The following is a 26278-nucleotide window of genomic DNA, read 5'->3' as shown; positions in this document are numbered from 1 at the left end:
GTTCATGGCCTTGCTGACGGATGCGGATATCGAAGCGCTGGGGCTGACGTTGCGATTGGCGACGACGGTGACCGTGCTTCTGCTGTTGCTTGGCCTGCCGCTCGCGTGGTGGCTGGCGCACACGCATTCGCGTTGGCGGCGCCCTATCGCCGCCGTGGTGGCCCTGCCGCTGGTGCTGCCGCCCACTGTGCTGGGCTTCTATCTGTTGATGTTGCTGGGCCCCGATGGTGCGGTGGGGCGGGCCATGGCGGCGCTGGGGCTGGCCGCATTGCCGTTCACGTTCAAGGGGCTGGTGGTGGCCTCTATGCTGTATTCGTTGCCGTTCGTAGTGCAGCCCTTGCAAAACGCCTTCGAGGCCGTGGGTAACCGCCCGCTGGAAGTGGCGGCCTGTCTGCGTGCCGGGCCGCTGGATCGCTTCTTCAGCATTGCCTTGCCACTGGCCCTGCCGGGCGTGCTCACCGCGGCCGTGCTTGGCTTTGCCCACACCGTGGGCGAGTTTGGTGTGGTGCTGATGATTGGCGGAAACATCCCGGGGCAGACGCGCGTGCTCTCCATGCGCATCTACGATCATGTGCAGGCGGGCGAATACCATCAGGCCAACGTGTTGTCACTGTGCTTGCTGGTGGTGTCGTTCGCGGCCTTGCTCGCCATGTCGCTGTTGCGCACCCGCAGGCCGGCGCGTGACTGACTCGCCGCACGGGTTGGAAGCCAAGCTCGCCTGGCGCCGTGGTGCGCTGGCGTTCGATATCGATCTGAGCCTGCCGGCCCAGGGCATCACCGCGTTGTTTGGCCCCTCTGGCGCAGGCAAGACCAGTTGCCTCCGTGCCATCGCTGGCCTGGAGCAAAAGGCCTCTGGCCGGGTGAGTTTCGGTTCGGATGTCTGGCAGAACAGCTTGCACCGCGTGTTCGTGCCCCCGCATCGGCGCCGCATTGGCTATGTGTTCCAGGAGCCGAGCCTGTTTACCCACCGCTCGGTCATCGGCAACCTGGATTTTGGCTACCGCCGCGCGGGGCGGCCAGCGCATCTGGATCGCGACGGACTGATCGACCGTTTCGGTTTGCGCCCCTTGCTGGAGCGCCGTGTCGATAACCTGTCCGGCGGAGAGCGCCAGCGTGTATCGATGGTGCAGGCGCTGCTGTCCGATCCTGCGTTGCTGCTATTCGACGAGCCGTTGTCCGCCCTGGATGTTGCAGCGCGCAGCGATCTGATGGGTTGCCTGGAATCGCTGCACGCTACGCTCAAGGTGCCCGTGGTCTATGTAAGCCACAACGTGGATGAAGTAGCCCGGCTGGCCGACCATCTTGTTCTGATGGAGGCTGGGCACGTGGTGGCGCAAGGCAGTCTGCAGGAAACACTGACCCGACTGGACCTGCCTCCGGCTTTGGGCGAAGCGGTGGGTGCGGTGATCGACGGGCAGGTAGTCGACTACGACGCGCACGATCAGTTGATTGCGCTGGAGTTCGCTGGTGGCCGGCTTTGGTTACCCTATCGCCACGAAAGCGTAGGCCAGCGGTTACGTTGCCGCATCGGTGCGCGCGATGTGGTGCTGACCAAGGCTCCACAGGAAGGAACGAGTGCGCTCAACCAGCTGCCTTGCCGGATCGTCGCCGTGGCCGATGCGGATCATCCCTCCCAGGTGCTCGTGCAGCTTGATGCCGGCGGGAGCACCTTGCTGGCCCGCATTACGCGTCGTTCCTGGCATGACCTGGAGCTGCGGCCAGGTGGCGAGGTATGGGCGCAAGTGAAAGCCGTTGCGCTGGGGCTTTGACGGCCGCGGTATGCTCAGCGGCGTGAAGCCATTCTTCCTTGCCCGATGGGAACCATGAGCGACTTGATCAGCGTCAGTCAGGCGGAAGCCTTGATCGCCGAACATATGCCCTCGTTTGGCAGTGAGCGCGTGCCTTTGGGCGATGCAGTAGGGCGGGTACTTCGACAGGCCGTGCACGCTGAGCACGACCATCCGCCGTTTGATCGCGTGATGATGGACGGTATCGCCGTGCACTGGTCCGCTGCCCTGCCGCGTCGGTTGCGCGTGGCGGGCGCGCAAATGGCCGGCATGCGGATGCAGTCGCTGACCAGTGACGAGGCCTGTCTCGACGTAACGACGGGTGCCATGCTGCCTACCGGTGCCGATTGCGTCATCCCGGTGGAGCAGTTGCGCCGCGATGGCGACAGTTATGCGCTATCCGACGACTGCCGGCCCGTAGCGGGGCAGTTCATTCATCGGCGTGGCTCGGATTGCGTGCAGGGCACGTTGTTGCTCTCGCCCGGCATGCACCTGGGGCCTGCGGAAATGGCCCTGCTGGCGGCCAATGGCGTAGGTATGGTTGACGTGGCGGCGGTGCCGTCGGTCGCCATCGTGTCGACTGGCGATGAGTTGGTGGAGGTCGATGCGTCGTTGGGCGAAGGGCAGATCCGCCGTTCCAACGATACGGCCGTCCGCGCGGCGTTGCGGCTGGACGGTTTCGGCCGCGTCACCCTGGAGCATATCGTCGACGATGAAGCCGCCACGCGGGCGCGCATTGCCGATCTGCTGGAACGGCACGATGTGCTGCTGCTTTCCGGTGGCGTGTCCATGGGGCAGCGCGATTACGTGCCAGCCGCGTTGGCCGCAGCCGGCGTACGCAAGGTGTTCCACCGCATTGCGCAAAAGCCCGGCAAGCCGATGTGGTTTGGCATCGGTCCGCGCGGGCAGGCCGTATTCGCCTTGCCTGGCAACCCGGTTTCCGCGCTGGTGTGCGCCACGCGCTATGCGCGCCCGGCTCTGCGTGCCGCGCAAGGGGCGTCGGTGACGGCGCCTGAATACGTTTGCTTGGATGAGGCGGTGGATATCAATCCGACGCTGGCGAGCTTTGTGCCCGCGCGCGTACAAACCGATGTGCAGGGGCGCCTGACGGCCTACCCGGTACCTTCACGTACCTCGGGTGATTTTTCGTCCCTGCCGCGCACGCAGGGATTCGTGCAGTTGCCACCGGGGCAGGGCAAGGCGCCTGCCGGCACGGTGGCGCCGTTTTACCGGTGGTGAGATGAACGCAATGGATGCCCGCGACGAGACTGCCGTGTTGCCGGTCGACCAACTGGGTCGGCCACTGCACGATTTGCGCATCTCGGTGATGGACCGTTGCAACTTTCGATGCCCGTATTGCATGCCGGAGTCGACCTATGGCGAACACTTCGCCTTCCTGCGTAACGACGAACGCCTGAGCTTTGACGAGATCGAACGCCTCTGCCGGCTGGCTGCAGCACAAGGCGTCAGCAAGTTGCGCTTGACCGGCGGCGAGCCCCTGTTGCGGCCGCATCTGGCCGATCTCGTCGCGCGGCTGCGTCGGATCGACGGCATCAACGACCTGGCCCTGACCACCAACTGCGTGCTGTTGTCGCGGCATGCGGGTGAGTTGCGCGAGGCGGGCCTGGACCGCGTCACCATCAGCCTGGACACGCTTGATCCCGCGCTGTTCCATCGCATGAGCGGCGGACGCGGTGCACTGGACGACGTGCTGGCAGGTATCGAGGCGGCGCGGGACGCCGGTTTCCCGCACGGCGTGAAGCTCAACACTGTGGTGCAGCGTGGGGTCAACGAGCACACGGTGGTCGATCTGGTCGAACGCTTTCGCGGCAGCGGTATCGTCGTGCGCTTCATTGAATATATGGACGTGGGCAACCGCAACGACTGGAGCCCAGAGGCCGTGGTGCCTTCGGCAGAGCTGGTGCAGCGGATTCATGTGCGTTGGCCGCTGCGCGCCGTGCCGCCGAAATACTCGGGCGAGGTAGCGACACGCTATCGGTTCGAGGACGGCACCGGGGAGATCGGCATGATCTCGTCCATCAGTCAGCCGTTCTGCGGCGGCTGCACGCGAGCTCGCCTGTCTTCGGAGGGCATGCTGTACACGTGCCTGTTCGCTACCCGTGGCACCGACCTGCGCGGGCTCCTGCGTGGCGGCGCCACCGATGCGGAGCTGACCGCTCTGCTCCGCGATACGTGGCTTCGCCGCCACGACCGTTACAGCGAGGAACGGGCAGAACACCATGGCAAGGCGCCCCGCAAGATCGAAATGCACTATATCGGGGGCTGATCGGCGTAGCGGGGCAGGAATATCGTGGTTTCTAGACGGTTTCTTAATTTTGCCCGCCCGCATCCGGCCGATAATCCTCCTCACGCCTCCCCGGAGTGTCATGTGACCGCGATATCCACCACGCTTTCCCACGTCGACGAACAGCAGCAGCCACGCATGGTCGACGTCGGCGCCAAGGCCGTGACCCGCAGGACGGCCCGTGCACGCGCACGGGTCACGTTTCCCGCTGACGTTGCACAGCGCCTTCACGAAGCCGGCTACGTAACACCCAAGGGCGCGGTGCTCACCGTGGCGCAGATTGCCGGCGTCATGGGCGCCAAGGCGACGCCGCAACTGATTCCGCTATGCCATCCGCTCAGCATCGACAAGTGCGATATCGGTATCCGCATGGATGGCGTGGATGCTTGGATCGATTGCACCGTGTCTTGCAGCGGGCGCACCGGCGTGGAGATGGAAGCACTAACCGGCGCCAGCATCGCTGCGCTCACCATCTACGACATGTGCAAGGCGATGTCGCATGACATCGTGATCAGCGAGGTGCGTCTCATCTCCAAAACAGGCGGAAAGCACGACATCGGTGGCGAGGAGAGCGTATGAGCGAGCAGCGTGCTCCCCTCTATGGTCTGCTGCTGAGCGGTGGTGCCAGCCAGCGCATGCGCCAGGACAAGGCGGCGCTAGCCTATCGCGGTGAGCCACAACTATTGCGCGCATGGCGTGTGCTGAAGGCGGGGACTGAGCGCGCCTATCTGTCCGTGCGCGACAGTCAGCGCGACGACCCGCTACGCGCCGGGTTGCCTCAAATCGTGGACAGCTACGACGCTATCGGCCCTGTCGCGGGCATCCTGTCCGCGCAGCATCTTCATCCCGAGGCGGCCTGGCTGGTGCTCGCCTGTGATCTGCCCTTGCTGGACAGCGGCACGTTGCGGCGATTGATCGACGCACGCGATCCGGATGCCGTAGCGACGGCCTTCACCAGCAGTCATGACGGATTGCCGGAACCGCTCTGCGCCATCTGGGAGCCCTCTAGTCACGCCTTGCTGCTGCAGCGCTACCAGGATGGCAGCTATTGCCCGCGCAAGGCACTGATCCAGTCCGCCATCAAGCTGCTTCCCGCACCTGGCGACGCGCTGGATAACGTCAATACCCCCGAAGAACGGGAAGCCATGCAACAACGCTTGGAGTCACCGGCATGACGGTCGTCAACCTTCAGTACTACGCGCAGTTGCGCGAACAGGCCGGCAAAACCAGCGAACAGGTCGTCACCTCGGCCGTGTCATTGCGCGATCTCTATGAGGAATTGCGTGCCTCGCACGGGTTCTCGTTGGGTGCGGACGTGCTTAAGGTGGCGGTGAACACCGAGTTCAGTGCCTGGGATCGTTCCTTGCGTGATGGTGATACGGTCGTCTTCATTCCACCGGTAGCTGGCGGATGAGCCGTTTCGAACTTTTCGACTCGATGGTTGACGCGGCAAGCCAGCGCGACCGGCTTCGCCATCCGTCCAGCGGTGGTTTTTGTGCCTTCGAAGGTTGGGTGCGCAATAGCAATGAAGGGCGAGAGGTTGATGGCCTCTCTTACGAAGCCTATGCGGAACTGGCGATTGCGGAGGGCGAGCGCATCGTGGCTGAGGCCATCGCGCGCTATGGCGTCACCGACGCACGCTGCGTGCATCGCACGGGTGATCTGAAGATCGGCGACATGGCCGTATGGGTGGGGGCGTCCGCGCCGCACCGCGATGAGGCATTCCGCGCCTGTCGCTACATCATCGACGAGATCAAGCACCGGCTGCCGATCTGGAAGAAAGAGCACTACGTCACCGGCGAATCCAACTGGGTGGCCTGCACGCACGTGTATCGCGAACACGAGCACGAAGATCATCATGGGCATCACCATCATGATCACGCGCATGCGAAGCCCTTCGTTCCCGACTACTCGCGTCAGGTCCGGCTGCGCGAAGTCGGCGAAGCGGGGCAGGCCAAGCTGGCGGCATCGCGCGTGTTGGTCATCGGTGCGGGTGGATTGGGTTGTCCGGTCATCAGCTATCTCGCGGGTGCCGGTGTGGGCATGCTGGGTGTCGTTGATGGCGACCGGCTGGACGCCAGCAACCTGCATCGGCAGACGATGTATGACGCGCGCGACGTAGGCGAATACAAGGCTGATCTGGCGGCACGACGGGTGGCGGCGCTCAATCCCACGGTCCGCGTGCAACTCTGGAAGGAGCCGCTGGACGCGCGCCATGTCCTTGACGTGTTCCGCCAGTTCGATCTGGTGGTGGAATGCACCGACGACATGCGCAGCCGTTATCTGAGCAGCGATGCGGCGGTTCTCACCGGTACGCCGCTGATCCTCGCCAGCATCTACCAGTACGAAGGGCAGCTGCAGTTTATTTCGGGCAAACCGGGTGCCCCGTGTCTGCGTTGCCTGTGGCCACAGGAGCCGGCACCGGAAACGATCGGCAGTTGCACGCTTGCCGGTGTGCTCGGCCCCGTGCCCGGCGTGCTCGGAGCCATGCAAGCGACAGAAGCCTTGAAGGTTCTGTTGGGAATACCGCAACCCAACGCCGGCTCCTTGTCGCTGGTGAACCTGATCGACCTGAGCATCCAGCACCTGCCGATCGATGCGGCGCAAGGTTGCGCCGAACATGGCGGATGCGTAGACGTCGCGCGCCGCTCACTCGCGCGTGCCGTCGAGGACGACGATATCGATCTCGTGTTCGATCGCCTGGACGATGCCGTATCCGCCGGGTTCCTGTTGGTGGACGTGCGGGATGCCGAGGAACGGATCAGCGATCCGATGCCGGTGGCCGCCGTGCACGTACCCTCGGCGCAAGTGGCTGAGAGGGCGGGCGAGTTCGTGGATGGTCGCTATCTGCTGGTTTGCGCCAGCGGCCGTCGCAGCGGGCACGCTGCGCGGTTGTTACGTGACGAAGGCGTGCGCCATGCGTACTCGCTGGCAGGAGGACTCAACGCGCTGCGCATCGTGGGATGACGATGTGATGGCGAGGCGATCGGGATCGTCATTCGAGCAGTTGCAACGCGTACTCCCGGCAAAAATCCAGATACGCGCGGACGATGGCGGAGGGATGACGATGCGAGGGATAGAGCAGATTGATTTGCTGCTCAGGCATAAGGTGGTCTGGCAGTAGCGCGATCAGCCGCCCGTCCCGGATCGCCGCAGCCGCGAGAAAGGGAGGCAGTTCGGTGACTACTTCACCCGCAAGTGCACGGCTACGCAGGTGCGCATAGTCGTTTGCAGTCAGCACGGCCTGGGAATCCATCCGCTGTTCGCCCAAGTGCCAGGTGCCACGGGCGTGACCATCGACGCCCCATGCGGCACAGGGGAATCGATGCAGGTCGCTAGGCGTATCTGGTAGCCCGAGCCGCGCTACCAGTGTCGGGCTCGCGACGAGAACATGACGATAGGTAATCACGTGTCGCGCGACCATCGTTTCATGCGTGATGATGCCCACGCGCAACGCAACGTCGATGCCATCCTCGATGAGGTCGACGCGCCGCTCGGTGGTGTGCACGTGCACTCGGATGTCGGGATAGCGCTGCTGAAAGCGGGCAATCAACTCCCACCATGGTTCGAAGGTCGGTGGCAGCGATAGGCGCAACCGGCCCTTGAGCCGTGCCTGGTCGCTCATGACCGCATGCTCGCCTTCGACCAATGCTTCGATGCCGCGGCTTGCATGCTCGTACAGCCGCGTGCCGACATCGGTGAGCTTGGTGCCACGCACGGAACGCTCCAGAAGCTGCACTTTCAACTGCCGTTCCAGCTCCCGAATCCGGCGGCTCAACGTGGGCAGGGGAATCTCCAGGCGATCAGCGGCGGCCGACAGGCTGCCGGCTTGCACCACGCTAACGAACATCTGGACTGCGTTGAGGTCCACTGGGCCTCCTATCAAATTTGATAGGCAAATTACCCCTGATGTGAATTCCCTGCCAGTGATGGAGGGGGCAAGGTAGGTGTGCCCGCTGGCCCAAGGCCAGCTTCCCCCGCCACTGTGGAGCTCATCCCATGTCCATCCGCACCGTCCTGCAACGTTACGAAACAGCACTCAACCAGAGCGATACCGATGCCATTCTCGACTTGTATGGCCATGAGCCCGTGTTCATGCCCCAGCACGCTCCCGCCTTGGTAGGGCGCACTGCGGTCCGTGCTGGCTATGAGCAGGTGTTCGCTCACCTCAAGCTTGCCATCCGCTTTGATATTCATGAAATCGAAGAGGCTGGCAACGTGGCGTGGGCGCGGACCAGTTCCGCGGGTCGCACGACCCTTCTCGGTACTGGCATGGAAGTGACTGAGGGCAACAACGAGCTATTCGTGTTCCAGCGAGAAAAAGGTGAGTGGAAGATCCATCGCTATCTGTTCTCCACCAGCCAGCCGCGCGTCTGAGGTCATCGCCATGAAGGCCTATGTGATTGAAGAGGCCGGTGGTCCGGAAGCGCTTCAACTACGCGATATCCCGTCACCCGAAGCGACCGCGGATGAAGTAAAGATTCGCGTACGCGCTTTTGGTTTGAACCGGGGAGAAACCTACCTCCGTGCCGGCAAGATGGGCGCCATCACCACGCCGCGTGTGCCAGGCATCGAAGCGGTCGGCGAGGTCATTCATGACCCCGCGGGCGTGTTCCGCGCCGGGCAGCGAGTGGCCACGGCGATGGGTGGCATGCAATTCAGCCGCAACGGCAGCTATGCCGAGCAGGCGACGGTGTTGCGCAGCAACGTGGTGGCGCTGAGTGACACGTCATTGTCCTGGGAAGAACTCGCCGCATTGCCGGAGGCGTACCTCACCATATGGGGTGCTCTGGACAAGAGTCTGGCGATCCAGGCCGGGCAGACTTTGTTGGTTCGTGGTGCGACCTCGTCGCTAGGTTTGGCCGCCGTTGCCTACGCCAAGGCACGAGGCCTGACGGTGATCGCCACCACGCGCATGCAGGAAAACGCCGGCCTTCTGTATGAGGTGGGCGCGGATGAGGTGATCGTTGACAGCGGCGAGATTGCTGCGGCGGTTCGCCATGCAGTGCCTGCCGGCGTGGATGCGGCACTCGAGGTCGTTGGTGCATCAACGCTGCGCGACACGATCAAAACGTTGCGGCCATTCGGTGCCGTGAATGTCGTCGGTCTGCTGGGCGGCTCACTTGCGCTGGAACAGTTCCATCTGATGCAAGACCTACCGGACGCAACAAAGCTGAGTGCCTTCTCCAGCAGCATGCTTGGCACGCCGGCCATGCCGCTATCGGAGTCACCGTTGTCGTGGGTCGCGAAGGAAACCGCCACAGGGCGCATGGCCTCTCTCCTGGCCAGGACGTTCGACTTCGACGACGTGCGCCACGCCCATAGCTTGATCGAAAGCAATCGTGCGCTGGGCAAGCTCGTCGTTCGGCTCTAACGCACTCATCAAGGAGACATACCGTGCGTACCCTGCTAGCAACACTAGCCTTCGGTGCCTTGTTTCCCTGGGGTGCGATGGCCGAACAACCCTCATCGAATAGTACGACCGTGACTGCCATCGAGCAGCCACTCATCCGATATCAATAGGCACTCAATAGCTCAGACGTCGGTCGCGTCATGGTGCTTTACACCGGCGACCCAACCATCTAATCCATCGTGAGGGCGCTTTCATGAAGCTGAAAACGCAATCCTATGTCATGGTCTTGTCCCGCGTGCTGATGTCGCTGATCTTTGTTCTTTCTGGCCTGTTCAAGATTGGCGACGCTGCCATTACACGTGCTTATATGGAAGCCATGCACGTTCCAGGCGCTTTGTTGTGGCCAACGATCTTGTTTGAGATTAGTTCGGGCTTGCTGATCATCGTCGGCTATAGAACGCGCATTGTCGCCACGCTGCTTGCGGGCTACTGCCTGTTGACGGCGATGATTTTCCACATCCAGTTCGCTGATCAAACTCAAGTGATCATGCTGTTGAAGAATGTGGCCATGGCGGGCGGCTTTGCCTTGCTGGCGATTGTGGGGCCGGGTTTGCTCAGCATGGACGCGAAACGGGTATCAGCACCGTTGCCCCCGCGGTCACCTTGAAGGTGAGCGACACTGCTTCACTCGGGATGATGGGGTAACCGTGCATGGGTTGTCCCGCGTGACGTAGGTGCGCTCAATCCAGGTAGCAGTGTGTACCGGGTTACCTTGGAGGTGGGAATGGGAGTCGCGCATGCATACCAGGCGGAGCCACGTGCCTGATCAAATCCCGGAAACGAAAAAGCCCGCATCGCTGCGGGCTTCTTCTATAACTGGCGCCCACCGGTGTAAGCCGTGCGGCGGCTACGGCTACGGCACCGTGCCCAGCGCCGAGGAGCACGCAGTCCATGCAACACCCGGACATTGCGGAACTCCTGACCACCTACGCCTTCTTCGGCTGATATTCCGGCCTCAATGGTAGGTAACCGACATCGTTATCTCGGCACTCCTCTCGTCGATCAGTGGTTCGACGTCAATGGACAAATCAACATTCTCGCTAATACCTGCGCTAAGGATGAACCTGTCTGTGCGAGTGAACTTGGCCGAGGGCAACCAGGCCGCAAAGTTCTTTGAATCGATAGGGTCGAACGCGGCCGAAGCGATCCTGATGAAAAGTTTTCTCCACGCCACTTCATCCTCGGCAGGTGGGGGGTTATTGACCCAAATATGAGCCACGCTTCCAGAGTCGACGCACCCCATGCTTGCCACCCGTATAAGAGTCCCGTCCTTGAGCAAGAGGCTCATCGATTTGGGGCTTGCTACGACAAAACTTTTGACATCCTTGGACGCCCTAACGGCATCCACCGCCAGCGGTAACGGATTCATGGTGCATTGAGTCGCGTTGTTGCCTGCAAGCAGGGACGCGATGACGAAACTCGTTGCAATCATGGGTCTCGAATTTAGCCCTCGTCACGGGTACGCATACGAGATGGTCAACCACGCGCCCATGCCCATGCTCGCTGACTCAACCTCAATGGAGTACGCCATGTCGCCATAGCCGGTTCCATCGAGCACTAAGTGGCTATCGTCCGGTTTCTGGAGTTGGCCTTTTGCAGCCCATGCCACAAATGACTTGGCCTCGGTTGGTGTGAAAGCAATACGCGCAATTTTGTCGGCTTCCTGAATCCACGCCGCACTATCACTTAGAGATGCAGGATTCATAACCCAGCTTCGAGCAACGCTTCCGGAGTGCTGACAACCCATGTTGATGATCCGCACGCTGGATCCATCCTTCAACAGCATATTTGCAGACAGCTTTGAAGGGTCAATGACTATGTCCTTGACGTCCTTTGATGCTCGCATGGTTGCAACGTCAAGCGGTGGCGGATGCATGGGACAATCGCCACCTGACGAAGCCGAGCCAATCACACTAACCGCCAGTAGACCGTATAAGATCATTAGTTGGTTACCTCCAGATGATAGCCAGGGTCGTTAGGTGGTTGGAAAAAGCGCTGAACCCTTGCGTCTGCTAGCACTTCGCGAACGAAACGCTTCTTCGCGTCATCACCAACAATGGAGCTAGGCGCGACATCAAACGTGCTCACGGCTGGACCTTGCGATATGTGGTGTGAAATGTTTCCTGGGCCTGCCGCATTGATTTGCTCAGCCATGTCTGCCTGAATTTGGGCTGCGTCCTTATGCTGTGCAACGCCCTGTTCATATGCGTCAAGCACGCGATCAGCTATGTGACCGTAAAGAGTGCGCTGAGAAGGGACACCCGTTTTCTGTGCGTTCTCATACATGGCCTTGGCTTGAGACTCAACGCTCCTTACCCCGCTGCTGATTGTTGCTGAGCGGATACATGCCTTAGAACAAATCTCTCTGAGCACAAGCTCCGCATTGTCGCTTATTCCTGATCTATCAACCGTAGGGGAATAGGTCACATTGACCTCATCTGCGGATGGACAAGCAACCTGAATCGTTGTTGTCGCCTGATTTTCAATCGTAGGGAGTTCGGCGGTGTGCGTTTGTTCGGTCATGACGAGACCTTGACCCTTATATGTGGCTGATTGGAGGTCTGTACCAACTGCGTGTAACCAGAGTCATTAGTTACGCCGCTGATTTCCGTGCCATCTTCGAGGACGATTGTGTACGGAAAGTTGGCTAGAGGGGCGCCTGTCTGGTTGTTCACCAACAAACACGTCCCTGCATGCGTAGTGTCATCTCCATCATCACGAAGGAAAGCAGCATTCGCTGCGGCGTTCGCGTCCTGGACTTGCTTCGCGTGTGCCTTTGCGTCGAATGCGGGGAAACGTCGCCTAGCGAGGTCTTGTTGTCTCCGTTTTTGACAAACCGGGCAACCACAGTTGTTGCTCACGAGTCACATCCTTTTGTTGGCACGAATAGCAAATGCCTGCCATCGATTGAGCTTCTTCTAACTCATCAGTTCAGCAAAAAGGAATCGGACTGCTCTCAATTGTTTGTGTGGTTAGTCGTCCGGCTTTGCGCGCAACGGAACAAGCATTCCATCACGATAACGAGCCGCTCGACATCGCGAGAGGCTACACGACACGGCGAGCATGCACGCAAGGGGGACGTCCACCTTCATGCGCGCGAGATTCACCTGCGGAAGCGCGAGCGGCTCAAGAGCCAAGCGAGCGTCCGCTGCATCCCGATCACTGATCGTTACTTCGAGGCACTTCGGGCATTCCTGGACGTCCTTGTCGGCCCGTTCAAGCAGCTCAACATGCGTCGGTTGCAGGACCTCTGGCGTGAGTGCCACGGACCGCGTTCCGCACGCGCTGCGCCACACGGCAGCCACGCGCGTCCTGGAGGCTATTGGTGACCGCCGATTGACCCAGGCTTGGATGGGCACTCAAGCTCTCGTTGAGAGAACTTTAGCTCGCTGCAGCCGATGACGGGACCGGCGATGCAGGAACACGCATTCGGAGATGAAACGTCTCGCCCCTGAGGAGGGGTAGGGGCCGCGCATGAGTACCTGGCGGGGACCAAGCGCCCGGGCAAATCCTCAGAAACGAAAAAGCCCGCATCGCTGCGGGCTTCTTCTATAATCGGTGCCCAAGGAGAGGACTCGAGCCTCCACGGTTTTGCCCGCTAGTACCTGGAGCCGCCAGAAAATCTGGTGGTTTCAATCACTTGTCAGTCCACATGTAGGGACAGGTGACATATAGCGACGCGAGGTGTCTGCGTAGATGCCTATGAGGGTGGATTGGCGCCTCAGAACTCGCGCTCGCCGATCATCCTCGTCAAATGCTCAATACGCATAAGTATTTCCCGATGATCGGTCTTTGACTTCTTTGAATCTGGCTTCTCGTCTTCGGAAGTTAGCTCCCGAATCATGTGGCGAAGGTCTGCCAGCATACTGCGAGTACGACTGGAGCGAATGTCTCGTCGCTCTATCATCTCGGCAAGGAAGGGGAGGGGGATCAGCGAATCGGGATTTTCCAGCCGCTTTTCAATGCCCGATACCGAGGATCGAAGTTCCGTGACAGCGGAAAGAACATCCGCAAGAGAACGTTGTTCGGGGTTGTCGCTCTGCCTCAACATTTGAAGATCAAGGGAAACAGAGATTGGAGTTTCCAGCTTAGAAGAGTCGTTTTCTAGAGCGCGAATCTGCGAGCCGATCTCGCGCTTGGCTTCTTCGACGCTGTCCAAGTCGCGATGGTCAACATGAATCGTTCTGGTGCCTGCGACATCGAAAGGGATTTGCTCGCCCTTTTTTATGAGTTGGACGAGAGGCTTCCGAATCGCGTGCCGAATTGCCAGCTCGTAGAAGACATTTGGGTTGCGGTCTGTCAAGTCTGCAATCACAAGCGGGTCTTCAACGATATGTTGAATCACTTGGCTCGTGATCATTCCAGGTTCGGAAATTTGATCGGCCCGAATAGCCTTATATCCACAAGCTAAAGCCGCTGGCGCGATTACATGTTTGAGAACTTGATCGGAGCGCTTCCTCGTGTCCGACTCAGCCTCACCGATTGGCGCGATTACGAAGCAAACTTTCTCTGACATGGATTCCCTTCAATGTCCGGATGGCGGGTGCGGTGTGCTTCTTATTGTCAACCAACGTGCCCTCAAATCGCTACCGACTGAGCGTGGGCCGGAGTGCGATCGTTTCTTGCCGTTGGTTCGCGGCACAGGTCTTCGCGACGGCGTCTACTTTCGCACGCGCGATTGGCTTCCACCGCTAGTTTTTCGTACTAGCGACGAACCAGTAAAAACAACGGCTTGAGAACACGAATAGGGAGCACCCAGGGGCCGCGACGGTCGCGCAATAGAGATGGTCGCGCAAAAGAAAAGCCCCGGATTCAATAGAATCCGGGGCTTAACTGTTATTATCTGGTGCCCAAGAGAGGACTCGAACCTCCACGGTTTTACCCGCTAGTACCTGAAACTAGTGCGTCTACCAATTCCGCCACCTGGGCAGGTGTCACGCTTCGCTAAGTGGTCTGCGTGAGCCGCGTAGATTAGGCATGTGTTGGCAGGTTGTCAACTATTCTTCACCTAAGTTTTCCCCGGGTTGCGCCTCGTGCGGTCCGGAACCCCGATAAAACCAAGAAAAGGCACGGATGTGACCAAAAAGAAAGAACCGCGCAGCAGCAAGCAGGACGCCAAACGGGGGCCGAAACCGCCGAAGTCGGGCGGTGCCCGGCCGAAGCGTTCGGCGCTCGATCCGTCGCGGCAGCGCGCAGACGTCGGCGTGGTGGATGACCCCCATGCCGAGCGCGAAGCGCAGCGCTACGATCGACCGATCCCCAGCCGCGAGGCGATCCTCGCCCTGCTTGAACAACGCGGCGAACTCTTGACCGAGGCACGCATCGCCGAGGCGATGTCTCTTCACGACGAGTACGACCTCAATGCATTGCGCAAGCGCCTGGGTGCGATGGTGCGTGACGGCCAGTTGCTGCTCGGGCGTCGCGCGGGCTACGCGCCGGCCAACAAACTGGATCTGATTCAGGGCGTGGTGCTCGCCAACGCCGAGGGCTATGGCTTCCTTCGTCCGGATGGCGGTGGCGACGACCTTTACCTTTCGCCTCAACAGATGCGCACCGTGCTGCACGGCGACCGGGTGTTGGCAAGCGTGGTTGGCATCGACCGTCGCGGACGCAAGCAGGGTGCGATCGTCGAAGTATTGCAGCGCCGTTCGCCGCGACTGGTCGGCCGTGTGGTGATCGAAAACGGCGTGACCCTGGTGGCGCCTGACGACCGCCGCGTCCACCAGGACGTGATGATCGTGCCGGGCCAAGACATGGGTGCGCGCTCCGGCCAGATCGTGGTGGCCGAGATCACCGACCCGCCGACGCCGCATCGCGGCCCGATGGGTGCCATCCGCGCTGTGCTGGGCGAACGCCTGCAGCCATCTTTGTTGGTGGAAATGGCCATCGCCAGCCACGACCTGCCGCACGATTGGCCCGCTGAGGTGACGCGCGACGCCGCGCAGGTGGAGCCGCAGGTGACGGCCGCCGAGCGCGAGGGCAGGGTGGATCTGCGCTCGCTGCCGCTGGTGACCATCGATGGTGCCGACGCACGCGATTTCGACGATGCCGTTTATGCCGAGCCCAAGCGCGGTGGTGGTTATCGACTGGTGGTGGCCATTGCCGACGTGTCGCACTACGTCAAGCTGGGTTCCGCGCTGGACAAGGAAGCCTACGAGCGCAGCACGTCCACTTACTTCCCCGGTTTTGTCGTGCCAATGCTGCCGGAGACACTCTCCAACGGCATCTGCTCGTTGAACCCCAAGGTCGAGCGCCTGTGCATGGTGTGCGACATGGTGGTCAACGCCGAAGGCGAAGTCACCAAGTCCAAGTTCTACAACGCCGTGATGCGCTCGCATGCGCGCCTCACTTACGACCGCGTGTGGCAGGCCATTGGCCTCAATGATGCCGACGCGCGACACGAACTGGCCGATGTGCTGCCGCAGGTCGAGCATCTGCACGGGCTCTACAAATTGATGGCGGAGCAGCGCAAGCGCCGTGGCGCTATCGATTTCGAAACGCCGGAGGTGAAGTTCCGCCTCGACCAGCGCGGTGAAGTGGAGACGATGGGCGCCACCGAGCGCAACGACGCGCACAAGCTGATCGAGGAATGCATGATCGCTGCCAACGTGCAAGCGGCGCTGTTCCTGGAAAAGAAGAAGATCCCCGCACTGTTCCGCGCGCACGAGCCGCCGCCGGCCGAGAAATACGAAGACCTGCAGCAGTTCTTGCGCGAGTTCAAGTTGCGTATGCCTCCGGTGGAGGACATGACGCCGGCCGATTACGCCGACATCCTGCGCCTGGTACGCGACCGCCCCGAGCGCGAGCTCATCCAGTCTGTGCTGTTGCGCTCGCAGAGCATGGCGGCGTATCAGCCCGACAACCGAGGTCACTTTGGTCTGGCGCTGGAGGCGTACGCGCACTTCACTTCGCCGATCCGCCGCTATCCAGATCTGCTGGTGCATCGCGCCATCCGCTATGCCGTGGCCGATGGCAAGCCGGCGGCCTATCAGTACAGCGCCAGCGAAATGGCGGCCATGGCCGTGCATTGCTCGCAGCGCGAGCGCCGTGCGGAAGAAGCCGAACGCGACGTGGACGAGCGCTTCAAATGCGCCTGGATGTCCAAGCATGTTGGCAGCGAGTTCGACGGCACCGTCACTGGCGTCACCTCGTTTGGCTTGTTCGTGGAGCTGGACGATTCGAAGGTGTCGGGGCTGGTTCATATCAGCCAGTTGTCCAACGACTACTACCACTTCGATCCGGTGCGCCATCTGTTGAAGGGTGAGCGCAGCGGCGTGCAGTTCCGCCTGGGCGACCATGTGCGTATCCAGGTTCTGCGCGCGAGCCTGGAAGACCGCAAGATTGACTTCCGCCTGGTCTCGCCGCGCAAGGAAGGCTTCACGCCGCCGCATAGCGAGCGGCGATACGACTACGCCGCGACGGGCGAGCGCTACTCCCTGCCTAAGGGTAAGGGCAACAAGGGGAGCGGCAAGGGCGCGGAACGACCTGCGACGCGCGATAATGCCGGTCCCGCCATATCCCTGCCGCCGTTGCCACCTGTGGGACGCAAGGCGACCACGCATGACAAGCCCATGGTCGCAAGTCCGTTCTCCAAGGCAAAGGCTGCGGCAAAGGGCGCGTTGGCCAAGGTGAAGAGCGTCGCCTCGGGCAAGAAGAAGGCCCCGGACAAGGCCGATGCACACGTCAAGAAAGTCAAAAAGAACAAAGGCAAACGATGAGTGATAGTTGGATCGTCGGGATCAACCCGGTCGAAGGCGCGCTGAGCAATGATGCTTCGCGCGTTCGTGAAGTGCTGGTGGAACAGGGCCAGCGCAACGCGCGTGTGCAGGAGTTGGCGACGCGCGCCAAGGAACTGAATATTCCTGTGCATCACCGTCCACGCGAGCAACTGGACCGCGTGTCGGGCGAGGCGCGGCACCAGGGCGTGGTGGCGCGCTATGAAGCGCCGCCGATGGGCTCAGAGAACGACATCGAAAGCCTGCTCGAAGCGGCTGGTCAGAACGCGCTGGTACTTGTGCTCGATGGCGTCACCGACCCGCACAACCTTGGTGCGTGCCTGCGCAGTGCGGCAGCCGCCGGGGCGACCATGGTCATCGTGCCGAAGGATCGCGCCGTGGGCCTGACGCCGGTGGTACGCCGGGCATCGGCCGGTGGCGCAGATCGCGTGCCGCTCATCGCTGCAACCAATCTTGCCCGTGCGTTGCGCACGCTCAAGGACGCGGGTGTGTGGATCACCGGTCTGGCCGGCGATACGGACGAAACCGTCTACGGCATCGACATGCGAGGCCCCGTGGCGCTCGTGCTGGGCAGCGAAGGCGAGGGCATGCGCCGTCTGACGCGCGACAAATGCGATTTCGTAGCGAAGATCCCGATGCCAGGTGTGATGGAGAGCCTCAATGTGTCCGTGGCCACGGGCATCGTGTTGTTCGAAGCGCTGCGACAACGGAGTGACAAGCGATGACCTTCTTCTGGCATGACTGGGCCGGTTATATCGGCGTGATCCTGGTACTGCTGGCGTTCCTGCTGCTGCAGGCTCACAAGCTGCACGGCAACGGGTTGGTGTACCAGTTGATGAACGTGCTGGGCGCGCTCGGTGTGGTCCTGTCGCTGGTGTTCGGCCCCGCCATGAACTGGCCCGCTTTCCTGATGCAGGTGGCGTGGATCGTCATCGGCGTCTACGGCATCGTGCATTCGACGCGTGCACGCCGGGACGCACGCGAACTGGGCAGCAAGATCTCGTCCTGAGATAGCGTTCAGGCAGTATCTGTAGAATGGATAGCCCGGTCCCGCAATGGGACCGGTCTGCGGGGACGACCCCGCAAGTACGTTCTTCCAGCGGGGACGACCCTGCTCTTCATCCAGAGGAGCGCATCATGCCCTGGATCTATCTGATGTTCGCCGGTCTGCTCGAAGTGGTTTGGGCGGTCGGGCTCAAATACACCGAAGGTTTTACCCGCCTATGGCCCAGCGTAATCACCGGCACAGCGATGGCGGCCAGCGTTGTGCTGTTGTCGATGGCGTTGAAAACGTTGCCCATCGGCACCGCTTACGCGATCTGGACAGGCATCGGCGCGGTGGGTGCCGTCATCCTCGGCATCGTGCTGTTCGGTGACTCTGCCTCGCCGTTGCGACTGGCCTGCGTGGGTTTGGTTGTGCTGGGTATGGTGGGCTTGAAACTCACCAGTGGCGCTCACTAAGCCTGCTCTTCTGCAGTAGCGCACATGTGCGCTACTGCGACGGTGGGACAACCCTAGTCGCACACAAGCGCGCTTCTACATGGCTTCTTCAGTCACGCTTGGCGCGCTGCGCCGTCAGCGGTTCTCCGTTCACCGGATGCCAGATGATCTCGGCGATGTTTAGTGGCACGACCGCCGATACGCTCGATGTTCTTGGCGATGAAGAACAGGTCGGTGGATGGTGTGATGCGCGTGGGTCTTTCACAGTCGACTCACAAGGGGCGGCGCATGGTTTGACAGTTAGGGGTGTCGTCCGGGTTCGCCGTTCGCAGATCTCGGGCGTACTCGCTGGGGTTAATCACGTTAGGTCATTTCACCGCCGGCTTCGCCCGTTGCTTGGTGATTTATTGACGGTGCCGTGCAAACGGTGCAGTGCTCGTGGGCTCGCCTAGCCGTACAGAGGCGGACTGTGAGCCGATGCGCAGAGCCTGTGGCAGCAGAACGGCCTTTTTGAGGATGAATTCCTTCTAGTCCGTGGAGGCGAGCCCATGACTTCCTCACTGCAATGCATGTGTTCTTGTTTGGCTACGGCAATCCTTGTTCGGCGTCGATTGCACCAGGCTGCGGGCCTATGCCTTGGCGTCAGCCTCGGCTTCGGTGGTTTGGTGTATGCGCAGTCGACATCACCGTACTTTTCCATTCCGGCCGACGAGTCTCCCCACAACGCAACCATTGAATGGTGGTACTACACCGGGCACCTGACGGGTAAAGATATTTTCGGCGTTACGCACGACTACGGTTTCCAGGTCACCGATTTTCGCTTGGGTTTGGGCACGTATCCGCTGAGTTCGGGGTATATCGGCAACTTCGCAATCACCGATTTGAATCGCGGCGTGCACGAGAATGATGCGCGGGTCTCCATCCAGCCGGATGTCCTTCCTCCGGGAGGCGGATATAACATTCAAATAGACGACTGGAATGCCAATGCCCGTAGCGGATCCGGTTCAATGGCTACCGGAATGTACACTCTCGACTATCTGGCTCATTTGAATGTGCAGCCGGAAAATTACGGCGTTGTCTGGAACGGCAATGGCGGGATCATGCCTCCGACGACGACCGGCGCTCTCAACTACTACTCATTTCCCAGCCTGAGTGCATCGGGCACCATCATCGATCACGGCCTTGTGGTGAACGTAACTGGCTCGGCTTGGTTCGACCACGAATGGGGCGCTGCTTTCTCTGCCACCACACCAACCGGGTGGGACTGGTACGCGGTTGAGTTATCCGATGGCCGCAAATACGACGTCTCGGTACTTAAGGATGCAAGCGGCAATACCACGCAGACCTACGGTACCTATATCGCGGCCGATGGCAGCTACAGCGTGATCGATCCCAGCGAAATCGACGATCAGTCAACCGGCGTGACCTGGACCAGTCCCAGGAGCGGGCTCGTCTATCACACCCAGCAAATCCTCAAGCTGCCGGGTGGACAGGTGACCGTGACGGCCTTGGTTCAAGACCAGGAAATGGCCACCTTTGCTGGCTTGACCGGCGGTGTCGTGCAGACGTTGGCGGGTTCGGTCGGTGTCCCCAATACTTACTATTGGGAGGGCGATTCTACGGTTAGCGGCGTGGTCAACGGCGTGCCCGTTACCGGCAAGGCGTATCTGGAACTCAATCCACCACAGATTCTCCCTTGATGCGGAGTCAAGGTGGTTTTTTTGATGGTTTGATGCCACATCAATGAAAGCGGGCGCGCGCCCCAATGGCATGGCACCGATGGTGTCATCCCCTGTGCGCAGCTCGATCCGTAACGATACTGTTTACCGGCAGGCCCGCTCGTCTAGCGGGCCTTTTGGAGCGACGCTACGTTTGGGTTAGTCCGGCTTGTGACCGAGCTTGGTGGGTTCCGGGTTCGAGGTGAAGTCGCGCTTGGCGCGCTGCGCCGTGAGCGGTTCGCCGTTCACCTGGTACCAGATGCTTTCGGCAATGTTGGTGGCGTGGTCGCCGATCCGCTCGATGTTCTTCGCCATGAACAGCAGGTGCGTGCAGGGCGTGATGTTGCGCGGGTCTTCCATCATGTAGGTCAGCAGCTGGCGGAAGTAGCCGGTATAGGCCTCGTCCAGATCCGCGTCGTCCTTCCACACCTGATAGGCGCGTTCGGCATCGCGATCGCGATAGGCCATCAGCACGTCACGCACTTCCTTCGCGGCCAGCTCGGCCAGATAGCCCAAGCCGTTCGTCGGTGCGATAGGGGCCACCATCGACAACGGGATGGAGCGCTTGGCCACGTTGGCGGCGTAGTCGCCGATGCGCTCGATGTCGGCTGCGATGCGCAGCGCGGCGAACACATTGCGCAGGTCACCGGCGATAGGTGCACGCAGCGCCAGCAGGCGCACCACGTCGTGGCTGATTTCCTGCTCAAGCAGGTCGATAGCGTCATCGTTGCTGACCACGTGCTGCGCGGCGCGCTCGTCACGGCGGTCGATCACGTCGATGGCTGCTTCCAACTGGCTCACCGCAAGCTCGCCCATGCGAACGATTTCGCCGGTGAGGCGGGTCAGCTCGTCGTCGTAGCTCTTGATGATGTGTTCTTTGCTGCTGCCGCTCATGGGAGAGTCCCTGTCATTGGAAGGTGAGGCGGCGTGGCCCCTCACCCCAGCCCTCTCCCCGTTGGGGGTGAGGGAGTAGCGTTACTTTTTAACCGAAGCGACCGGTGATGTAATCCTCGGTCTGCTTCTTGCCTGGCTTGGTGAAGATCTGTTCGGTGCGGTCGAACTCGATCAACTCACCCAGATACATGAACGCGGTGAGGTCCGAGCAACGGGCCGCCTGCTGCATGTTGTGGGTGACGATGACGATGGTGTACTCGCTCTTGAGTTCTTCCACCAGCTGCTCGATGCGGCCAGTGGCGATCGGGTCGAGCGCCGAGGTCGGCTCGTCGAGCAGCAGCACCTCGGGCTTCAGCGCGATGCCGCGGGCAATGCACAGGCGCTGCTGCTGACCGCCGGATAGGCCGAGCGCGCTCTGCTTGAGCTTGTCCTTCACTTCGTCCCACAAGGCCGCGCTGCGCAGCGCCTGCTCGACACGGATATCCATGTCGGCGCGCGAGAGCTTCTCGTGGTGGCGAATGCCGTAGGCCACGTTCTCGAAAATGGTCATCGGGAACGGCACCGGCTTCTGGAACACCATGCCGACCTTGCTGCGCAGGCGGTTCATGGAATAGCGCGAATCGAGGATGTTCTCGTCGTCCAGGATGATCTCGCCCTTGGCTTCCAGCTTGGGGTAGATCGCGTAAATGCGGTTGAAGATGCGCAACAGAGTGGACTTGCCGCAGCCGGACGGGCCGATGATGGCCGTCACCTTCTTCTCCGGGATGTCCATGTTGATGCCTTTCAGCGCATGGTATCCGTTGTAGTAGAAGTGCAGGTCGCGCACCTTCAGCTTGGTGGGCGCGATGGGTGCAGGCGTGGCCGCGGACTGCGGGTGGATGCCGGCGGCAGCGGACTCAGTCATGTGACACCTTGGAACGGGAAAGGACCAGACGGGAAGCAAGGCTCAGCAACAGCACGAACATGGTCAGTACGAACGCACCAGCCCATGCGATGGCATGCAGGCCTTCGCCCGGATCGTTGGCGTACTGGTAAATCATCTGCGGCAGGCTGGACATCTTGTCCGACGGATTGAACGTCATGTAGTTGTTGCCGAACGCCGTGAACAGCAGCGGGGCGGTTTCACCGCTGATGCGGGCCAGCGCCAGCAGCACACCGGTGATGATGCCCGAGCGCGCGGCGCGGATCAGGATCTGTGTGGTCAGCTTCCACTGCGGAATGCCCAGCGACAGCGAGGCTTCGCGCAGTGTGGAGGGCACCAGGCGCAGCATTTCGTCCGAGGTGCGCACGATCACCGGCAGGGCGATCAGCGCCAGCGCCACACCACCGGCCCAGCCGGAGAAGGTGGTGGAGCCGTTAGTCAACGATGTGCTCGGCAACACCACGATGGTGTAGACGAACAGGCCGAGCACGATCGATGGCGCCGACAGCAGGATGTCGTTGAGGAAGCGGATCGATTCGCCCAGCTTGGTGCCGTTGGCGTACTCCGCCAACCATGTACCGGCCAGCACGCCGATGGGCGTGGCGATAAGGATGCCGATGAGGTCGATGACGAAGCTGCCGACCATGGCGTTGGCCAGGCCGCCATCCTCGCCGTAGGCCGTGATCTTGGTGAATAGCTGCGGCTTGAGGGCGCTCACGCCCTGGCGCAGTGTTTCCCACAGAATCCACGCGAGAAAGATCAGTCCGATCAGTGTGGCCAGCACGCTGAGCGTCAGCGCCACGATGTTCTTGATGCGGCGCTTGGTATAGATGAACGAGCTGGAGGCCATCAGCGGCCCTCCTTGTGGGCGAGCTGGCGCAGCATCCAACGGGCGATCAGCAGCACGATAAAGGTCACCACGAACAGCAGGAAGGCCAGCGCCATCAGTGTCGACTTCTGCAGGCCGGCGGCCTCGCTGAACTGGTTGGCGATGGTGGAGGCGATAGACGCACCCGGATCGAGGATCGACGCCGACAACTGCATCGCATTGCCGAGCACGAACGTCACGGCCATCGTCTCGCCCAGCGCGCGGCCAAGGCCGAGGAAGATGCCACCGATCACCGCAGAGCGTGTGTAGGGCAGCACGATGTCCCAGGAAACTTCCCAGGTGCTTGAGCCCAGCGCATAGGCTGATTCCTTCAAGCGCGAGGGCACCGTCTGGAACACTTCGCGCATCACGGAAGAGATAAACGGGATGATCATGATCGCGAGCACGATGCCTGCGGTCAGGATGCTGGCGCCGAATGGATAGTCGCTGCCGAACAGCTTGCCAATGAAGGTGTGCTGGGCCACCCATGACAACTTGCCGTCGTCCGGCTTATTGCCCAGATAGTTGGTCAGCCAGGGCTTGATGTGATCGGCGAAGAAGGGCGCAAAGATGAAAAGGCCCCACATGCCGTAGATGATCGAAGGGATACCGGCCAGCAGTTCGATGGCCGAGGCCACTGGCGTGCGCAGCCACGGCGGTGCCACCTCGGAAAGATAGAGCGCCACACCGAAGCTGATCGGCACGGCGATGACCAGAGCGATCAGCGAGGTCATGAGGGTGCCGTACACCGGCACGAGTGCGCCGTAGGTATCGGAGCCCGGATCCCAGGCGTCGCTGACGAGGAAATGCCAGCCGAAGGTGCCGAAGGCGTGTCGACCGCCCCATAGCGTGGCGCCCGCAGCGCCAAGAAGGCAGGCGAGCACCAGCAGGGCGCAGCCCATGAGGAGCCAGCTGAACAGGCGGTCGTGCCGGGCGTCGCGGTGTGCGCGCTCTTCCTGGGTCGCGATGGCGGCAACGGCGCCTACATTGGCTTGCATGTGCGGAGGATTCCTCGGCATTCAGACCGGACGGTTGCAGGCCGCGCGGTCCATGGACGATGCGCCAGTTCCGGGCGCCTTTCAACAACAGGCCGCCCGAGGTTAGTCGGGCGGCCGTTGTCGTACGGTCAAGCCATCAGGTTAAGCCTTGCCGGTTGCTGTTGCGTGACCGGCGAGACGATTACCTTAGTGCTTGTACTCGGTGCTCCAGTAAGCCTCGATCTTCTTGACCAAGGTGTCCGGCAGCGCGACGTAGTCGAGCGAGGCGGCGTCCTTCTGGCCGCTCTCGAGCGCCCACTTGAAGAACTCGAAAGCCACCTTGGTGTGCTCGGCGTTCTTCGGCTGCTTGTACATGACGACCCAGGTGGTCGCGGTGATCGGCCACGCCTGCGCACCGGAGGCGTTGGTCATGATCACGTTGAAGTCCTTGGCGCTGCCCCAGTCGGCCGTAGCGGCGGCGGCGGCGAAGGCTTCAGCGCTCGGCGCCACAACCTGGCCGGCAGCGTTCTTCAAGTTCACCCAGCTGATCTTGTTCTTGACGGCATAGGCGTACTCGACGTAGCCGATAGAACCGACAATCTGCTTGACGTACTGCGACACGCCTTCGTTGCCCTTGCCACCCACGCCGGTCGGCCACTCGACGGCCGTGCCGAACTTGACCTTGGCGGCCCAATCCGGGCTGACCTTGGACAGGTAGTTGGTGAAGTTGAACGAGGTGCCCGAACCGTCCGAGCGATGCACGACAGTGATCTTCTTGGCCGGCAGATTCACGCCAGCGTTCGCCGCGGCGATGCGCGGGTCGTTCCACATGGTGATCTTGCCGAGGAAGATGTCGGCGAGGGTGGCGCCGTCCAGCTTGACCTGGCCAGCTTCCACGCCCGGGATGTTCACCACCGGCACGATGCCGCCCACCACGACCGGGAACTGGCCCAGGCCGAACTGCGCGAGATCTTCAGCCTTCACCGGTGCATCGGTGGCGCCGAAGTCGATGGTGCCTTCCTTGATCTGCGCCACGCCGGCGCCCGAGCCGACGGACTGGTAGTTGAGCTTGTTGCCGGTCTTCTCGGCGTAGCCCGCGGACCACTTCGAGAGAACCGGATAGACGAAGCTCGAGCCAGCGCCGGTGATGTCGGTGGCCTGCGCGGCCATAGTGAACAGCGACGCCGTCGCGAACACAGCGGCCGTGCCGATGCGAGTCAGAGATTTTGTTGAGATCAACACGGTAGCTCCAGTAAGGGTCACGGAGGGATTCCGCCCGCCGTTATTTCATGCGCGCCGTGTTGCAATGAAATGAGTTCAATGTTTCAGCGATATGACAGTTTGCAGATGACTGTCATAGCGTGCTGATAAAAAAGGAATTAAATCGCACGGCCCAAACTGACGCGGAGCCACACCGCGTCTTTACATGGACTCAACGCCGATCTGGTCGCGCTCGAATTCTTCCAGACGGCGCCAGCGGTTGATGATGGTGCAGAACAGTTCGGCCGTGCGCTCGGCGTCATAAATAGCGGAGTGCGCCTCGCGCGTATCGAATGCCATGCCGGCGGCTTGCACCGCTTTGCTCAATACCGTCTGGCCAAATGCCAGGCCGCTCAAGGTGGCGGTATCGAAGCAGCTGAAGGGGTGGAACGGATTGCGCTTATGACCTGTGCGGCGCACGGCTGCATTGAGAAAGCCGAGGTCGAACGCCGCGTTGTGGCCCACCAGAACGGCGCGCTGGCAATCCATGTCGCGCATCGCGTCGCGGATGGGCTTGAACACGTGATCCAGCGCCAGGCGCTCGTCAAGCGCGCCGCGTAGCGGGTTGTCCGGGTCGATGCCGGTGATTTCCAGGGCCCGAGGGTCGATGTTGGCGCCCGGGAAAGGGTGTACGTGAGCAGCAACGGCCGGCATGGGCTGCAGGTAGCCCTCGGGCGTCATGCGCAATATGACGGCGGCAATTTCCAGCAGTGCATCCCGTTCCGAATCGAAGCCGCCTGTTTCAACGTCCACGATGACCGGCAGAAAGCCCCGGAAGCGCTCGGCCATGCGGCCGGCCATGCTGTTGTTGAGGTTATCCATGCCATCAATCATACCAGCCACGGCTTCCAGGCCTGCTCTCTGCGACTTGTAAGGAAGTCATTTCCGTACGCGTGCGAACGCATGTCTTCGTTTTGTCACATAACGTCCATCTAACGGTAAAGCCGCGAGCCCATCC

General features: G+C 61.3%; 27 protein-coding genes, 1 tRNA gene and 1 pseudogene. 16 read left to right on the top strand and 13 right to left on the bottom strand.

Annotated features, from left to right (window positions below; genetic code table 11):
• Window positions 1-4 precede the first annotated feature (4 nt).
• The 8 genes from modB (at window position 5) to DyAD56_RS22640 (ending at window position 7059) form a co-directional block, all read left to right on the top strand.
• Window positions 5-688: a molybdate ABC transporter permease subunit gene (modB, locus tag DyAD56_RS22675; RefSeq protein ID WP_102305096.1), complete on the top strand. Its 684-nt coding sequence runs from the start codon at window positions 5-7 to the stop codon at window positions 686-688.
• Window positions 681-1769 carry a molybdenum ABC transporter ATP-binding protein gene (modC, locus tag DyAD56_RS22670; protein WP_199179093.1) on the top strand — a complete coding sequence of 363 codons (1089 nt, stop codon included), beginning with the start codon at window positions 681-683 and terminating at the stop codon, window positions 1767-1769. The genes modB and modC overlap by 8 nt, the downstream gene beginning before the upstream one ends.
• A gap of 54 nt (window positions 1770-1823) precedes the next feature.
• Window positions 1824-3026, top strand: coding sequence for a molybdopterin molybdotransferase MoeA (locus DyAD56_RS22665; protein WP_102305095.1), 1203 nt, complete (start codon window positions 1824-1826; stop codon window positions 3024-3026).
• A gap of 1 nt (window position 3027) precedes the next feature.
• Window positions 3028-4074: a GTP 3',8-cyclase MoaA gene (gene moaA, locus DyAD56_RS22660; RefSeq protein WP_199179092.1), complete on the top strand. Its 1047-nt coding sequence runs from the start codon at window positions 3028-3030 to the stop codon at window positions 4072-4074.
• Between the two features lie 102 nt (window positions 4075-4176).
• Window positions 4177-4671: a cyclic pyranopterin monophosphate synthase MoaC gene (gene moaC, locus DyAD56_RS22655; RefSeq protein ID WP_255409238.1), complete on the top strand. Its 495-nt coding sequence runs from the start codon at window positions 4177-4179 to the stop codon at window positions 4669-4671.
• A complete protein-coding gene (locus tag DyAD56_RS22650; protein WP_102305093.1) occupies window positions 4668-5267 on the top strand; it encodes an NTP transferase domain-containing protein in 600 nt (199 codons plus the stop codon). The genes moaC and DyAD56_RS22650 overlap by 4 nt, the downstream gene beginning before the upstream one ends.
• The gene (locus tag DyAD56_RS22645; RefSeq protein ID WP_102305092.1) at window positions 5264-5506 is read left to right on the top strand and encodes a MoaD/ThiS family protein; all 243 of its coding nucleotides are present in this window, start codon (window positions 5264-5266) and stop codon (window positions 5504-5506) included. Before DyAD56_RS22650 ends, DyAD56_RS22645 begins: the two co-directional genes overlap by 4 nt.
• Window positions 5503-7059: a ThiF family adenylyltransferase gene (locus DyAD56_RS22640; RefSeq protein ID WP_102305091.1), complete on the top strand. Its 1557-nt coding sequence runs from the start codon at window positions 5503-5505 to the stop codon at window positions 7057-7059. Before DyAD56_RS22645 ends, DyAD56_RS22640 begins: the two co-directional genes overlap by 4 nt.
• Before the next feature lie 28 nt (window positions 7060-7087).
• On the opposite strand, the gene DyAD56_RS22635 is transcribed toward DyAD56_RS22640, so the two are convergent.
• Window positions 7088-7963: a LysR family transcriptional regulator gene (locus DyAD56_RS22635; protein ID WP_102305090.1), complete on the bottom strand. Its 876-nt coding sequence runs from the start codon at window positions 7961-7963 to the stop codon at window positions 7088-7090.
• 128 nt (window positions 7964-8091) lie between these two features.
• Between DyAD56_RS22635 and DyAD56_RS22630 the strand changes: the two genes are divergently transcribed.
• The 3 genes from DyAD56_RS22630 to DyAD56_RS22620 all read left to right on the top strand — a co-directional run bounded on the left by DyAD56_RS22630 (window position 8092) and on the right by DyAD56_RS22620 (window position 10112).
• Window positions 8092-8469, top strand: coding sequence for a nuclear transport factor 2 family protein (locus DyAD56_RS22630; RefSeq protein ID WP_102305089.1), 378 nt, complete (start codon window positions 8092-8094; stop codon window positions 8467-8469).
• 10 nt (window positions 8470-8479) lie between these two features.
• Window positions 8480-9466: a zinc-binding dehydrogenase gene (locus tag DyAD56_RS22625; protein WP_102305088.1), complete on the top strand. Its 987-nt coding sequence runs from the start codon at window positions 8480-8482 to the stop codon at window positions 9464-9466.
• Window positions 9467-9698: 232 nt separating this feature from the next.
• Window positions 9699-10112 carry a DoxX family protein gene (locus DyAD56_RS22620; RefSeq protein ID WP_102305087.1) on the top strand — a complete coding sequence of 138 codons (414 nt, stop codon included), beginning with the start codon at window positions 9699-9701 and terminating at the stop codon, window positions 10110-10112.
• Window positions 10113-10460: 348 nt separating this feature from the next.
• On the opposite strand, the gene DyAD56_RS22615 is transcribed toward DyAD56_RS22620, so the two are convergent.
• The 5 genes from DyAD56_RS22615 to DyAD56_RS22590 all read right to left on the bottom strand — a co-directional run bounded on the left by DyAD56_RS22615 (window position 10461) and on the right by DyAD56_RS22590 (window position 14434).
• Window positions 10461-10937, bottom strand: coding sequence for a hypothetical protein (locus DyAD56_RS22615; RefSeq protein ID WP_102305086.1), 477 nt, complete (start codon window positions 10935-10937; stop codon window positions 10461-10463).
• Between the two features lie 21 nt (window positions 10938-10958).
• The gene (locus DyAD56_RS22610) at window positions 10959-11381 is read right to left on the bottom strand and encodes a hypothetical protein (protein WP_146010602.1); all 423 of its coding nucleotides are present in this window, start codon (window positions 11379-11381) and stop codon (window positions 10959-10961) included.
• 65 nt (window positions 11382-11446) lie between these two features.
• Window positions 11447-12028, bottom strand: coding sequence for a hypothetical protein (locus DyAD56_RS23760; protein ID WP_146010601.1), 582 nt, complete (start codon window positions 12026-12028; stop codon window positions 11447-11449).
• Between the two features lie 1198 nt (window positions 12029-13226).
• Window positions 13227-14021 (bottom strand): hypothetical protein, encoded by a 795-nt coding sequence (locus tag DyAD56_RS22595; protein ID WP_102305082.1) that lies wholly within the window; start codon window positions 14019-14021, stop codon window positions 13227-13229.
• Between the two features lie 328 nt (window positions 14022-14349).
• A tRNA-Leu gene (locus DyAD56_RS22590) sits at window positions 14350-14434 on the bottom strand.
• A gap of 278 nt (window positions 14435-14712) precedes the next feature.
• Here DyAD56_RS22590 and rnr point away from each other — a divergent pair.
• From rnr to sugE, 4 genes are all read left to right on the top strand, one after another.
• Window positions 14713-17223, top strand: a complete 2511-nt coding sequence (gene rnr, locus DyAD56_RS22585) for a ribonuclease R (RefSeq protein ID WP_102305139.1) — start codon at window positions 14713-14715, stop codon at window positions 17221-17223.
• Window positions 17220-17966 (top strand): 23S rRNA (guanosine(2251)-2'-O)-methyltransferase RlmB, encoded by a 747-nt coding sequence (gene rlmB / locus DyAD56_RS22580; protein WP_102305081.1) that lies wholly within the window; start codon window positions 17220-17222, stop codon window positions 17964-17966. The genes rnr and rlmB overlap by 4 nt, the downstream gene beginning before the upstream one ends.
• On the top strand, window positions 17963-18250 hold the full coding sequence (locus DyAD56_RS22575; protein ID WP_102305080.1) for a hypothetical protein: 288 nt from the start codon (window positions 17963-17965) through the stop codon (window positions 18248-18250). The genes rlmB and DyAD56_RS22575 overlap by 4 nt, the downstream gene beginning before the upstream one ends.
• Window positions 18251-18378: 128 nt before the next feature.
• Window positions 18379-18702 carry a quaternary ammonium compound efflux SMR transporter SugE gene (gene sugE, locus DyAD56_RS22570; RefSeq protein ID WP_102305079.1) on the top strand — a complete coding sequence of 108 codons (324 nt, stop codon included), beginning with the start codon at window positions 18379-18381 and terminating at the stop codon, window positions 18700-18702.
• Window positions 18703-18790: 88 nt separating this feature from the next.
• Here sugE and DyAD56_RS24410 read toward each other — a convergent pair.
• Window positions 18791-18929 (bottom strand): annotated as a pseudogene (locus DyAD56_RS24410) (PhoU domain-containing protein); the annotation flags it as partial.
• A 300-nt stretch (window positions 18930-19229) separates the two neighbouring features.
• On the opposite strand from DyAD56_RS24410, the gene DyAD56_RS22560 reads away from it, so the two are divergent.
• Window positions 19230-20381 (top strand): lipocalin-like domain-containing protein, encoded by a 1152-nt coding sequence (locus DyAD56_RS22560; RefSeq protein ID WP_102305078.1) that lies wholly within the window; start codon window positions 19230-19232, stop codon window positions 20379-20381.
• A 177-nt stretch (window positions 20382-20558) separates the two neighbouring features.
• On the opposite strand, the gene phoU is transcribed toward DyAD56_RS22560, so the two are convergent.
• From phoU to rnt, 6 genes are all read right to left on the bottom strand, one after another.
• Window positions 20559-21293 (bottom strand): phosphate signaling complex protein PhoU, encoded by a 735-nt coding sequence (gene phoU / locus DyAD56_RS22555; RefSeq protein ID WP_102305077.1) that lies wholly within the window; start codon window positions 21291-21293, stop codon window positions 20559-20561.
• An 88-nt stretch (window positions 21294-21381) separates the two neighbouring features.
• A complete protein-coding gene (gene pstB, locus DyAD56_RS22550) occupies window positions 21382-22197 on the bottom strand; it encodes a phosphate ABC transporter ATP-binding protein PstB (protein WP_102305076.1) in 816 nt (271 codons plus the stop codon).
• Complete coding sequence (pstA, locus tag DyAD56_RS22545; protein WP_102305075.1) at window positions 22190-23065, bottom strand: phosphate ABC transporter permease PstA; 876 nt, start codon at window positions 23063-23065, stop codon at window positions 22190-22192. Before pstA ends, pstB begins: the two co-directional genes overlap by 8 nt.
• Window positions 23065-24081 carry a phosphate ABC transporter permease subunit PstC gene (pstC, locus tag DyAD56_RS22540; RefSeq protein WP_102305074.1) on the bottom strand — a complete coding sequence of 339 codons (1017 nt, stop codon included), beginning with the start codon at window positions 24079-24081 and terminating at the stop codon, window positions 23065-23067. The genes pstA and pstC overlap by 1 nt, the downstream gene beginning before the upstream one ends.
• 186 nt (window positions 24082-24267) lie before the next feature.
• The gene (gene pstS / locus DyAD56_RS22535) at window positions 24268-25281 is read right to left on the bottom strand and encodes a phosphate ABC transporter substrate-binding protein PstS (RefSeq protein WP_102305138.1); all 1014 of its coding nucleotides are present in this window, start codon (window positions 25279-25281) and stop codon (window positions 24268-24270) included.
• A gap of 201 nt (window positions 25282-25482) precedes the next feature.
• Complete coding sequence (gene rnt, locus DyAD56_RS22530) at window positions 25483-26142, bottom strand: ribonuclease T (protein ID WP_102305137.1); 660 nt, start codon at window positions 26140-26142, stop codon at window positions 25483-25485.
• Between the last annotated feature and the right edge of the window lie 136 nt (window positions 26143-26278).

This window comes from Dyella sp. AD56 (assembly GCF_002878475.1).
Taxonomy (GTDB): Bacteria; Pseudomonadota; Gammaproteobacteria; order Xanthomonadales; family Rhodanobacteraceae; genus Dyella.
Note: the sequence above shows the minus strand (reverse complement) of the source record. Positions and strands in the feature narration are given on the sequence as shown.

Coding starts and splice junctions, on each gene's coding strand:
- modB (WP_102305096.1), top strand. CDS start 5: ATGGCCTTGCTGACGGATGCGGATATCGAAGCGCTGGGGCTGACGTTG.
- DyAD56_RS22665 (WP_102305095.1), top strand. CDS start 1,824: ATGAGCGACTTGATCAGCGTCAGTCAGGCGGAAGCCTTGATCGCCGAA.
- moaA (WP_199179092.1), top strand. CDS start 3,028: ATGAACGCAATGGATGCCCGCGACGAGACTGCCGTGTTGCCGGTCGAC.
- DyAD56_RS22650 (WP_102305093.1), top strand. CDS start 4,668: ATGAGCGAGCAGCGTGCTCCCCTCTATGGTCTGCTGCTGAGCGGTGGT.
- DyAD56_RS22645 (WP_102305092.1), top strand. CDS start 5,264: ATGACGGTCGTCAACCTTCAGTACTACGCGCAGTTGCGCGAACAGGCC.
- DyAD56_RS22640 (WP_102305091.1), top strand. CDS start 5,503: ATGAGCCGTTTCGAACTTTTCGACTCGATGGTTGACGCGGCAAGCCAG.
- DyAD56_RS22630 (WP_102305089.1), top strand. CDS start 8,092: ATGTCCATCCGCACCGTCCTGCAACGTTACGAAACAGCACTCAACCAG.
- DyAD56_RS22625 (WP_102305088.1), top strand. CDS start 8,480: ATGAAGGCCTATGTGATTGAAGAGGCCGGTGGTCCGGAAGCGCTTCAA.
- DyAD56_RS22620 (WP_102305087.1), top strand. CDS start 9,699: ATGAAGCTGAAAACGCAATCCTATGTCATGGTCTTGTCCCGCGTGCTG.
- DyAD56_RS22615 (WP_102305086.1), bottom strand. CDS start 10,937: ATGATTGCAACGAGTTTCGTCATCGCGTCCCTGCTTGCAGGCAACAAC.
- DyAD56_RS22610 (WP_146010602.1), bottom strand. CDS start 11,381: ATGCATCCGCCACCGCTTGACGTTGCAACCATGCGAGCATCAAAGGAC.
- DyAD56_RS23760 (WP_146010601.1), bottom strand. CDS start 12,028: ATGACCGAACAAACGCACACCGCCGAACTCCCTACGATTGAAAATCAG.
- DyAD56_RS22595 (WP_102305082.1), bottom strand. CDS start 14,021: ATGTCAGAGAAAGTTTGCTTCGTAATCGCGCCAATCGGTGAGGCTGAG.
- rlmB (WP_102305081.1), top strand. CDS start 17,220: ATGAGTGATAGTTGGATCGTCGGGATCAACCCGGTCGAAGGCGCGCTG.
- DyAD56_RS22575 (WP_102305080.1), top strand. CDS start 17,963: ATGACCTTCTTCTGGCATGACTGGGCCGGTTATATCGGCGTGATCCTG.
- sugE (WP_102305079.1), top strand. CDS start 18,379: ATGCCCTGGATCTATCTGATGTTCGCCGGTCTGCTCGAAGTGGTTTGG.
- DyAD56_RS22560 (WP_102305078.1), top strand. CDS start 19,230: ATGACTTCCTCACTGCAATGCATGTGTTCTTGTTTGGCTACGGCAATC.
- phoU (WP_102305077.1), bottom strand. CDS start 21,293: ATGAGCGGCAGCAGCAAAGAACACATCATCAAGAGCTACGACGACGAG.
- pstB (WP_102305076.1), bottom strand. CDS start 22,197: ATGACTGAGTCCGCTGCCGCCGGCATCCACCCGCAGTCCGCGGCCACG.
- pstA (WP_102305075.1), bottom strand. CDS start 23,065: ATGGCCTCCAGCTCGTTCATCTATACCAAGCGCCGCATCAAGAACATC.
- pstC (WP_102305074.1), bottom strand. CDS start 24,081: ATGCAAGCCAATGTAGGCGCCGTTGCCGCCATCGCGACCCAGGAAGAG.
- rnt (WP_102305137.1), bottom strand. CDS start 26,142: ATGGATAACCTCAACAACAGCATGGCCGGCCGCATGGCCGAGCGCTTC.